Genomic DNA, 10,049 nt, shown 5'->3' on the forward strand with positions numbered 1-10,049 from the left:
GCTTCGTGATCACGCAGCCGACGATGAATGCGGGACGAGACCCGAAAATTGCGGAAAACCCGACAGCGTGATTGTTCCGCAATGCCTGGCGGCGTGAGATGATCGCCTGCATTCGCACCTGCCTGCAGAGAGGATCAGAGATGCAGATCGGATTGCTGCTGTTTCCGAAGCTCACCCAGCTCGACCTCACCGGCCCCTTCGAGGTGTTCGCGCGCATGCCCGGCGCGACGGTGCATCTCGTCTGGAAATCCCGCGAGCCGATTACCTGCGACCGCGGCCTGACCATGATGCCGACGATGGATTACGCCGGCTGTCCGCAGCTCGACGTGATCTGCGTTCCGGGCGGCCCCGGTCAGATTGATCTCATGCCCGACGACGAAACGCTGGATTTCCTCCGCCGCCAGTCGGAACGGGCACGATGGGTGACCTCGGTCTGCACGGGCGCGCTGGTGCTGGGCGCCGCAGGCCTTCTGAAAGGCTATCGCGCGACGACACACTGGGCATCGCATGATCAGCTCGCCCTGCTCGGCGCCATTCCGGTGCAGGAGCGCTGGGTGATAGACCGCAACCGGGCGACCGGCGGCGGCGTCACGGCGGGCATCGATTTCGCACTCAGGCTGGTCGCCGAGATGGCGGGAGAGGCGACTGCCAAGGCGATCCAGCTCGGCATCGAATACAACCCCGCGCCGCCCTTCGATGCCGGCCTGCCGCAATCGGCAGGTCCGGAGGTGCTGCAGCGGGTGCAGCCCGCGATGGCGCCAATGCTGGAAAAACGTCTCGCCGCCACGCGTGCCGCGGCCGCGAGACTCTGACCGTTACTCGGCGGCGCGGGCCCGGGTTTCGGTGAAGGCCTGCTCCATCTCGCGGCGGAACCGCACCGCGGCATCATCCGCGTCGAAGGCAACGTCCTCCCAGCGCAGAGGCTGGCCTTTCGCGACCGGACGCCTGAGCGAAACGTTGTGGGCAAGACCGATGGGCAGACCGCCGATGCGCAGCGAGTCCGCCGCCGGCATCAGCCGGCCCCAGACCGTATAGCCGCCCTCGCCGTCGAGCCGCTCGCCGGCCGCCAGATGGCGCTTCGCCGTGGCGACGACATCGCCGCGGAAACCGTCGGGACAGCCGGTCGGTTCCTGCCTAAGGGCGGCCGAGAGAACAGAAATCGAGAGTTCAAGTCCGATCAGGTGATAGGGCTTGAACATCGCGCTGTAGCGGCCGCTGTCATCCGTCTTCAGGCCATACTCTGCGAAGCAGCGCTTCACATAGTCGCTGGGCGCCTCGAAGGTGACATAGACGCCCCAGCGCAGATCACGGAAGACCGGCCTGCCGTCGCGCTCCAGAGAAGAGATCACCTCCACCTGCCCTTTGTGATGCAGCTGGCCGCCGTCGCTGCGCGGGCGCAGCACCATCGGCAGGTCGTCGACGCCGCAGGGTGGAAAGGCAAGGCCGTCCGGTGCCGGCGTCAGACCGCAGGCATTGGCAACCGCCGCCATCTCGATGCCGGACTTGGTGCCGTCGAGAAACGAATTGAACATCTGTGCATTGAAGTCGCCGGACGCCACCTGCTCGTCCGTGAAGCCGTAATACTTCCAGACCGTCTGCGGCGTCGCGGCATGATAGACCGGCAGATACTTGGTGCCCTTGCCCGCGGCGACGACGTCGAAGCCGGCCGCCCGCGCCCAGTCCACCATCTCGGCGATCAGGGCGGGCTGGTCGCCATAGGCAAGCGAATAGACGATGCCGGCTTCTTCCGCCTTTCTCGCCAGCAGCGGTCCGGCCAGCGCATCGGCCTCGACATTGACCATGACGATATGCCGGCGGTGTTCGCAGGCCAGCAGCGCGTGACGGATGCCGGCCGATGGAGAACCGGTGGCGTCGATCACCACCTCCAGTCCGTCAGCCCTGATCAGGGCCGCGGCATCGTCGGTGACATGCGTCGCGCCGGATTTCACTGCGGTGGCAAAGTCCGGCGCGCCGATCTGCTCCTGGGTCCAGCCAGCCCGGCCGAGAGAGGCCCGGGCGCGCTCCGGCGACAGATCGGCGACGCCGAGGAGATGCAGGCCGTTCAGCCGGCGTGCCTGCGCCAGGAACATGGTGCCGAATTTGCCGGCCCCGATCAGGCCCACCCGTACCGGCCGGCCGGCGGCGGCGCGTTTCTGCAGCAGCGTGAAGAGATTCATTCCGCCGCCTCGCGCTTTTCGCGGACCAGCTCCATCAGGCAGTCATCGGCCAGCGGCTCGATCGGCGTGAAATCCCGGTGCGCGATCCAATCCGGCCGGGTCGGCCTGCGGATGTGGTTGGAAACGGCGCAGAGCGTGAGATAGACGATCTTGCGCGGATAGGGCGTGATGTTGCCCGCCGAGCCGTGCACGAGATTGCCGTGGAACATGAGTACCGTGCCGGGCTTTCCGGTCGGCGCGACAATGCCGCCCTGCTCCACCAGCGTCGTCACGGTCGCCTTGTCCAGCGTCCAGAGGGGATAGGATGTGGTCTCGAGATCGTGGCCGGCATTCAGCACGCCGTGGCGGTGGCTCTTCGGGATGAACATGAGCGGGCCGTTGATCGGCATCACCTCATCCAGAAAGACGGAGATGTTCATCGCGCGCGGCTCGGGCATTCCGTCGTCGCGCGCCCAGGTGCCGTAATCCTGGTGCCATTGCCAGACCTCGCCCTCGAAGGCCGCCTTGGCGTTCACCTTGTACTGATGCATGTAGAGCTTTTCGCCGAAGACCTGCTCGACGGGCTCGATCAGGCGCGGATGACGCCCCAGTCGCCGGAAGGCTTCGTTGTAGGTATGGGCGGCGAAGGCCGTGCGGGGCGCGCCTGATTTCTCGCGCCAGATCTCCTGCCGGTCGAGTCTGTAGATCGCTTCGCCCTCGCGGCGCAGCAGATCCACCTCCTCGGGCGAGAAGCAGTCCGGAATGATCAGGTAACCCTGCTCGTGGAAGGCCTCGATCTGGTCCTGGGACAGACGCATGACTTCCTCCCATGGGCTCTTCGGGAGGAGGCTAGACCTTACCCGTGCTTTGGCAAGACAAAATCAGCGCTGCGCCATTTGCCGCAGCAGCTGCTCGGTCGCCTCGTCGGCCGGCAGGAAACTCTCGATGCGGAGATCCTGGAGGGTCACGTCCTGCGGCGTGCCAAAGGTGGCGATCATGGTCACCAGATTGATCACGAGGCCGTCCTTCGCCACGGAAAAGGTGATCAGCGGCTGCGGCTCGCTGTCCCAGTCGACCCTGCGCCAAAGCTCGTCCACATCCGGATAGCGCCGCACTTCCGCCAGCACGGAAGCGGCCGCCGGACTGTCCATCGCCTCGCGCTGCAGCCGGTGCAGCAGCGCGGATGCGACTTCCGGCCAGTTGGTGATGAACGGCCGCGCGCCTTCGGGATGCAGCGGCAGCTTCATGAAGTTGGCCGGCTTCGACGGATCGAAGCGCGGACCGAGAAGGAAGGCGATCATGCGCTGCGCCGCCTGGTTGGCGAGCTGCAACGTCCAGCCGGCATCGACGACGACGGCGGGAAACGGCTCCTGCTGCTTCAGCAGCAGGTCCAGTGCATGTCTTGCCGCCTTCAGCTGCGGCTCGTCCAGCCGGCTTTCGCGGTAGGCGCCGGCATAACCCGCCGCGTTCAGCAGGCGGTTGCGTTCGCGCAGCGGCATGTCGAGCAGTTCTCCGAGATGCAGCGCCATCTGGCGGCTGGGGCGGGCGCGGCCGGATTCGAGGAAGCTGATATGGCGCTGCGAGACGCCGCCGCTTTCGGCAAGTTCGAGCTGGCTCAGTCCGCGGCGGCGGCGCCATTGCCGCATCAGGGTGCCGAAACTGTCGCGCGGCGCGATCGAGGGCGAGGCTGCGGCGATGCCGGTCGTCATGCTGATGGTCTCCCTGCCCTCATGGTTGCCGAGAGGCCGGCGCAAATCCAGCATCGCCATCTCTCTCAGGCCGCGGCCGGCTGCGCGCTGCCGCGCAGGGCCCGGGCTTTCAGCAGGCCGAGCAGTCCCGTGTCGACGGCCACGACCAGCAGCGCGATGATCCCGCCGAGGCTGAACGTCGCGCCATGAGCCGCCAGCAGCGCAAGGGTGCCGATCACCCAGGCGGCATCGCCGGCAATGGTGACCGCCACGAAGGCGCGCGGAATGCTGCCGCGGAACGAGACGGCCAGCAGCAGGATCGCATAGGCGGCCAGCACGATGCCGAGTTCCAGCATCACCGTCGCCATCGGGAAACCGAACAGGCTGTCCTGGTCCGGCAGGAGGAAGCCCGCCAGCCAGCCTGGCGCCACGATCCCGGGCAGGCTGCAGGCAAGGCAGAGGGCGAAATCGAACCGCAGCAGGCGGCGCAGGGCTTGATCCTTGATCATGAAAACCTCCTTTGGCTGATCCGTTAAGTGCCAAGATGAGGAATTTCAGGGACTTAACAATTACGTGAGAGGTAATAGCCCAATATGAACATTTAATTACTGTATTTTATTCTAAATATATCGATAAATCTGTATTTATGTATTGACTCTCCTTATCGAGTGTAAAATATCATTTGCTCTCCACAGGCGCGGAGGGCGCGGCATGCAGACATTCCCGAGCTTTCTGAAGCTGAGCGGCCGCCCGGTATTGGTCGTCGGCGGCGGCGAGAATGCCGCCCGCAAGATCCGGCTGCTTCTCAAGGCCCATGCCGCCGTCACCCTCCTCGCCCCGGAACCGAATTCCGAACTCGCCGGCCTCGCCGGTCAGGGCCGCATCGCCCATCGGACAGGCTTTTTCTCCCCCGCCCTGCTCGACGGCATGTGCCTGGTGATCAGCGCGGCCGGCGATCCCCTCGACACGCAGGTGGCGGAGGCGGCCCGGGCGCGCGGCATCCTGGTCAATGTCGTCGACCGCCCCGATCTCTCCGACTTCTTCGTGCCCGCCATCGTGGAGCGCGGCGACATCACGGTGGGCATTGCCTCGAACGGCACGGCGCCTTTGCTGCTGGGCCGCATCCGCGCCCAGATCGAGGCCCTGCTGCCCGCGCGGCTGGGTGCGCTGGCGGCGCTCGCCGGCGAATTCCGGACGACCGTTGCACGCGTCATGCCCGATGCAGGACGGCGCCGCGCCTTCTGGGAGCGCGTCTTCGACGGGCCGGTGGCGGCGCGGGCGCTCGCGGGCGAACAGGCTGCAGCCCGCAGTGCCCTGCTTGCCGAACTCAACGGACCGCAGCCAGACGCCGCGCAGGGCATCGTGCATGTCGTCGATGCCGGACCGGGCGACCCCGAGCTTCTGACGCTGGCCGCGCTGCGGGCGCTGCAGGAAGCCGACATCATCCTGCATGACGAGGGTGTGGCTCCAGAGATCCTGGATCGCGCGCGCCGGGATGCCGAACGCCTCCCGGTCGGAGAAAACGGAGCTCTCCCTGCCGCAGATGGGGGAACCGGCGCCCTGCTGGCGGAACATGCCGCGTCGGGCCGCCGCGTGGTACGGCTGCGGGCCGGTGATCCCGCCCGCTCCATCCGCATCGGCGACGAGATCGATCATCTGGAATCGCGGGGCATTGCCGTGGTCGTGGTGCCGGGCGTTGCGGCGGAACCCCGCGCCGGCTCCCGGCCCCTCCGCCAGCGGCGGCGCGCCTGAAGGAGACCGTCATGGCCAAGGCACCCAGACTCGACAATCACCCCCAGGTCATCACCGCCAATCACCTCGCCACCGGCGACGTCGTCTACCTCACCAGGGTGGCGAGCTGGAGCCGCGACATCGGTGAAGCCACCGTTGCGCCGAATGTGCAGGCCGGCGCCGCCCTGCTCGCCGTCGCCCAGGCCCAGGCGAAGATGAACATCGTGATCGACCCCTATCTGATCCCCGTCGACACGAGTGTCTCGCCGCCCCGCCCCATCCAGTTCCGCGAGCGCATCCGCGCGCAGGGCCCGACCACTGCGGGCCGGACCAGCGACGCGGCCCGGGAGGACCGCCATGTATCAGTATGACCAGCTCGACCAGCGCATCGTTGAGGAGCGCGTCGCCCAGTTCAGCGACCAGGTGAAACGCCGCCTGTCCGGCGAACTCAGCGAGGACGAATTCAAGCCGCTGCGGCTGCAGAACGGTCTCTACCTGCAGCTCCATGCCTACATGCTGCGCGTCGCCATTCCCTACGGCACGCTGTCATCGAAACAGCTGCGCGGACTGGCCCAGATCGCCTGCAAATACGACCGCGGCTGGGGCCATTTCACCACGCGGCAGAACCTGCAGTTCAACTGGATCCGGCTGGAACAGGCGCCCGATGCCCTGGCCGATCTGGCCAGGGTGCAGATGCATGCCATCCAGACCAGCGGCAACTGCATCCGCAACACCACCACCGACCAGTTCGCCGGCGCCGCCCATGACGAGATCGAGGATCCGCGGGTGTGGTGCGAGATCATCCGGCAATGGTCGACCTTCCATCCGGAATTCTCCTTTCTGCCGCGCAAGTTCAAGATCGCGGTGACCGGCTCGCCGAACGACCGCGCCGCCGTGCGCGTGCACGATATCGGCCTGCGCATGCACCGGAACGATGCCGGCGAGGTCGGCTTCGAGGTGATCGTCGGCGGCGGGCTGGGCCGCACGCCCTTCATCGGCAAGACGATCCGCGACTTCCTGCCCAAACAGGATCTGCTGAGCTATCTGGAAGCCATCCTGCGCGTCTACAACCTCTTCGGCCGCCGCGACAACATGTTCAAGGCACGCATCAAGATCCTGGTGCACGAGATCGGCATCGAGGCGATGCGCGAGAAGGTGGAGGCGGAATTCGCCGCCATTCGCGACAGCGCGCTGCGGCTCCCCGAGGAAACGATTGCGCAGATCGCGGCCCATTTCGCGCCGCCGCCTTTCGAGGCGCTGCCCGCCGGCATCGCGCCGGAATACGCGCAGGCCTTCCGCACCGATTTCGATTTCGGCCTCTGGGCGCGCCGCAATACGGCGAGGCACAAGCAGCCCGGCTATGCGATCGTCACGATCTCGCTCAAGAAGGAGGGCGAGCCGCCGGGTGACGCCTCGGCCGAGCAGATGCAGGCCATCGCCGACATCGCCGACCGCTATTCCTTCGGCGAGATCCGCGTCACGCACGAACAGAATCTCGTTCTGCCCCATGTGAAGCAGGCTGATCTGCCGGCGGTATGGCGCGCGCTGAAGGCCTATGAGCTGGCGACGCCGAATGTCGGCCTGGCCTCTGACATCATCGCCTGCCCCGGCCTGGATTACTGCGCGCTGGCCAATGCCCGCTCGATCCCGCTGGCCCAGCAGATCGCGCGGCGGTTCCGCAACTGGGAGCGCGCCCATGACATCGGCGAGCTGAAGATCAAGATTTCCGGCTGCATCAATGCCTGCGGCCATCATCACGTGGGCCATATCGGCATTCTCGGCGTCGACAAGGCCGGCGAGGAATTCTACCAGCTCACCCTCGGCGGGTCGGCCGACGACAGCGCCGCGCTGGGCGACATTCTCGGCCCGGCCCTGAACCAGGCGCGCACGGTGGATGCCATCGATACCCTGGTCGAGACCTATCTGCAGCTGCGCCGCGGCAAGGAGCGGTTCCTCGACACCTACCGGCGCGTCGGGCTGCAGCCCTTCAAGGAGGCGATCTATGCCGCTGCTTAAACAGGGCCACGTGGTCGAGGATATCTGGGTGAAAGTGGAGGACGGCGATTACCTGCCCGACGACCGGCCGGCGCTGATCAGCCACGCCCGCTGGGAAGCCGAGAGGGATACGCTGCAGAAACGCAACGCGCCGCTCGGCATCCTGCTGCCGAACACTGCCGATATCCTGGCCTTCGGCCCGGAGGCCGGCCGCTTCGGCGTGATTGCCCTGCAATTCCCGAAGTTCAGCGACGGCCGCGCCTACAGCCAGGCGCGCCTGCTGCGCGAGCGCTTCGGCTATCGCGGCGAGCTGCGCGCCACCGGCAATGTGCTGCGCGACCAGTTGCTGCACATGCACCGCGCCGGCTTCGATGCCTTCGAGATTCCGCGCGACGATGCCGCCGAGGTCTTTGCGAAGGCGCTGGCCTCCCTGAGCGTCTTCTACCAGCCGACCGGCGACGGCCGGGTCACGGCGCGCGACCTGCGGCTGCGCCACCTGCTCCGCGAGGAGGCTGCCGAATGAGCGCGCTCGCCCTCGCCACCCTGGACCTGAGCGAATATGCTGCCGGCCTGAACGCACGGCTGCGCAGCCGCCCGACGCTCGACGTGCTGCGGACCGCGATCCGCGAGCTTTTCCCCGGCGAGATTGCCCTGGTCTCGTCTTTTGGCGCCGAATCCGCCGTGCTGCTGCATCTGGTGGCGCAGGTCGATCCCGCCACGCCGGTGCTGTTCCTCGATACCGGCAAGCTGTTTTCCGAAACCCTCAGCTATCGCGACGAGCTGGCGGCGAGACTGGGCCTGAGCCAGGTCCGCGTGCTGACGCCCGACCCGAAGACGCTGGCCGCCAACGATGCCGGCGGCACGCTGTGGTTCCGCGATGCCGATGCCTGCTGCCGCATCCGCAAGGTCGAGCCGCTGCAGCGCGGGCTCAAGCCCTACGCCGCCTGGATCAACGGCCGCAAGCAGTTCCAGGCCGCGACCCGCAGGGACCTGCCGCTGGTGGAGTCCGACGGCGTGCGGATCAAGTTCAATCCGCTGGCGCAATGGACGCCCGAGATGATCGCTGCCTATTTCGCAGCCCACGACCTGCCACGCCATCCGCTGGTGGCGAAGGGCTATCTCTCCATCGGCTGCGAGCCCTGCACTCTCCCGGTCGCCGAGGACGAGGATGCCCGCGCCGGCCGCTGGCAGGGCCAGGACAAGACCGAATGCGGGATCCACACCGTCATTGCCCCCTTCCCCACCCGCACCAGAGCGGACGACTAGAAAAGAGAAGCGTAAGACAGTCATGCGTGACGATCTCGATGCGCTGGAGGCGCAAAGCATCTACATTCTCCGCGAGGCCTACAGCCGCATTCGTCCGCTGGCGATGCTCTGGTCTCTGGGCAAGGATTCCAACGTGATGATCTGGCTGGCCAGAAAGGCCTTCCTGGGGCGCGTACCGTTTCCGGTGGCGCATCTCGATACCGGCCTGGAATTTCCCGAAACCTACGCTTTCCGCGACCACTATGCCCGGGAATGGGGCCTCGATCTGATCAAGGATCCCTGCCCGCCGCTGGAAGCCACCGACCCGACCCTGCCGCACAATTCGCGCATCGCCGCGCGCAAGACGCTCGGCCTGAAGGAAGCGATCGCGAAATACCAGTGGAAGGGCGTGATCGCCGGCATCCGCCGCGACGAGCAGGCGACCCGCGCCAAGGAGCGCGTCTTCAGTCCGCGCGGCGACGACGGTGCCTGGGATTTCCGCGACCAGCCGCCGGAACTCTGGGATCATTTCAGCACCGAGCTGCCCGGGGGCGTCCATATGCGCATCCATCCCCTGCTGCACTGGACCGAGCTCGACATCTGGCGCTACATCCAGCGCGAAGGCATTCCCGTGGTGCCGCTGTATTTCGCCAACAGCGAGGGCAAGCGCTTCCGCTCGCTGGGCGAAATCGGCATCACCTTCCCCATCGACAGCCGCGCCGCCAGCATCGAAGACATCATCGGCGAACTGGAAGTCACCCGCGAACCCGAGCGCGCCGGACGCGCGATGGACCACGATTCGGAGGACGCTTTCGAGCGCCTTCGCGTCGCGGGCTATATGTGAGGATTGAGCCATGAGCGTTGTCGACCTCGCCATCCATCCGAAAGCCCGGCCCGGCGCTTTGCGCGCCGGTGTAGCAAGGGGGCGCGCCTTCCCCATCGTCATCGTCGGCCATGTCGATCATGGCAAGTCGACGCTGGTGGGCCGCCTGCTGCATGACACCGACAGCCTGCCTGCCGGCCGGCTGGAGCAGCTGAAGACCGTTTCCGAGAAACGCGGCCTCGATTTCGAATGGTCATTCCTGCTCGATTCCCTCCAGGTCGAACGCGACCAGGGAATTACGGTGGACACGACCCAGATCTGGTTCACCACCGAGCGGCGGCGCTATGTGATCATCGACGCGCCGGGCCACAAGGAGTTCCTCAAGAACATGGTTACCGGCGCCGCCCAGGC

The 10,049-nt window shown here is 66.5% G+C and carries 12 protein-coding genes; 8 read left to right on the forward strand and 4 right to left on the reverse strand.

The annotated features are described in order from the left end of the window. Positions 1-140: 140 nt before the first annotated feature. Positions 141-812 (forward strand): DJ-1/PfpI family protein, encoded by a 672-nt coding sequence (locus VKZ87_RS17170; RefSeq protein WP_324222496.1) that lies wholly within the window; start codon positions 141-143, stop codon positions 810-812. A gap of 3 nt (positions 813-815) precedes the next feature. Here VKZ87_RS17170 and VKZ87_RS17175 read toward each other — a convergent pair whose 3' ends face one another. The 4 genes from VKZ87_RS17175 to VKZ87_RS17190 all read right to left on the reverse strand — a co-directional run bounded on the left by VKZ87_RS17175 (position 816) and on the right by VKZ87_RS17190 (position 4,353). Next, the gene (locus VKZ87_RS17175; RefSeq protein WP_324222497.1) at positions 816-2,177 is read right to left on the reverse strand and encodes an NAD(P)H-dependent oxidoreductase; all 1,362 of its coding nucleotides are present in this window, start codon (positions 2,175-2,177) and stop codon (positions 816-818) included. After that, positions 2,174-2,974 carry a phytanoyl-CoA dioxygenase family protein gene (locus tag VKZ87_RS17180; protein ID WP_324222498.1) on the reverse strand — a complete coding sequence of 267 codons (801 nt, stop codon included), beginning with the start codon at positions 2,972-2,974 and terminating at the stop codon, positions 2,174-2,176. Before VKZ87_RS17180 ends, VKZ87_RS17175 begins: the two co-directional genes overlap by 4 nt. A gap of 63 nt (positions 2,975-3,037) precedes the next feature. After that, positions 3,038-3,919, reverse strand: a complete 882-nt coding sequence (locus VKZ87_RS17185) for a helix-turn-helix transcriptional regulator (protein ID WP_324222499.1) — start codon at positions 3,917-3,919, stop codon at positions 3,038-3,040. Positions 3,920-3,930: 11 nt separating this feature from the next. Beyond that, positions 3,931-4,353 carry a hypothetical protein gene (locus tag VKZ87_RS17190; RefSeq protein ID WP_324222500.1) on the reverse strand — a complete coding sequence of 141 codons (423 nt, stop codon included), beginning with the start codon at positions 4,351-4,353 and terminating at the stop codon, positions 3,931-3,933. A 202-nt stretch (positions 4,354-4,555) separates the two neighbouring features. On the opposite strand from VKZ87_RS17190, the gene VKZ87_RS17195 reads away from it, so the two are divergent. The 7 genes from VKZ87_RS17195 to VKZ87_RS17225 all read left to right on the forward strand — a co-directional run. Further along, entirely contained in the window at positions 4,556-5,596 is a 1,041-nt protein-coding gene (locus tag VKZ87_RS17195) for an NAD(P)-dependent oxidoreductase (protein ID WP_324222501.1), read from the forward strand. Positions 5,597-5,607: 11 nt separating this feature from the next. Beyond that, complete coding sequence (locus VKZ87_RS17200; protein WP_324222502.1) at positions 5,608-5,946, forward strand: DUF2849 domain-containing protein; 339 nt, start codon at positions 5,608-5,610, stop codon at positions 5,944-5,946. Beyond that, complete coding sequence (locus tag VKZ87_RS17205; RefSeq protein ID WP_324222503.1) at positions 5,933-7,591, forward strand: nitrite/sulfite reductase; 1,659 nt, start codon at positions 5,933-5,935, stop codon at positions 7,589-7,591. The genes VKZ87_RS17200 and VKZ87_RS17205 overlap by 14 nt, the downstream gene beginning before the upstream one ends. Further along, on the forward strand, positions 7,578-8,093 hold the full coding sequence (locus VKZ87_RS17210) for a DUF934 domain-containing protein (protein WP_324222504.1): 516 nt from the start codon (positions 7,578-7,580) through the stop codon (positions 8,091-8,093). Before VKZ87_RS17205 ends, VKZ87_RS17210 begins: the two co-directional genes overlap by 14 nt. Then, positions 8,090-8,836 (forward strand): phosphoadenylyl-sulfate reductase, encoded by a 747-nt coding sequence (locus VKZ87_RS17215; RefSeq protein WP_324222505.1) that lies wholly within the window; start codon positions 8,090-8,092, stop codon positions 8,834-8,836. The genes VKZ87_RS17210 and VKZ87_RS17215 overlap by 4 nt, the downstream gene beginning before the upstream one ends. 22 nt (positions 8,837-8,858) lie before the next feature. Further along, positions 8,859-9,659 carry a sulfate adenylyltransferase subunit CysD gene (gene cysD / locus VKZ87_RS17220; RefSeq protein ID WP_324222506.1) on the forward strand — a complete coding sequence of 267 codons (801 nt, stop codon included), beginning with the start codon at positions 8,859-8,861 and terminating at the stop codon, positions 9,657-9,659. 10 nt (positions 9,660-9,669) lie between these two features. Continuing rightward, on the forward strand, positions 9,670-10,049 hold a 380-nt coding region (locus VKZ87_RS17225; RefSeq protein WP_324222507.1), incomplete at its 3' end, for a GTP-binding protein.

Origin of the sequence: Ferrovibrio sp., from assembly GCF_035304305.1 — a bacterium.
GTDB lineage: Bacteria > Pseudomonadota > Alphaproteobacteria > Ferrovibrionales > Ferrovibrionaceae > Ferrovibrio.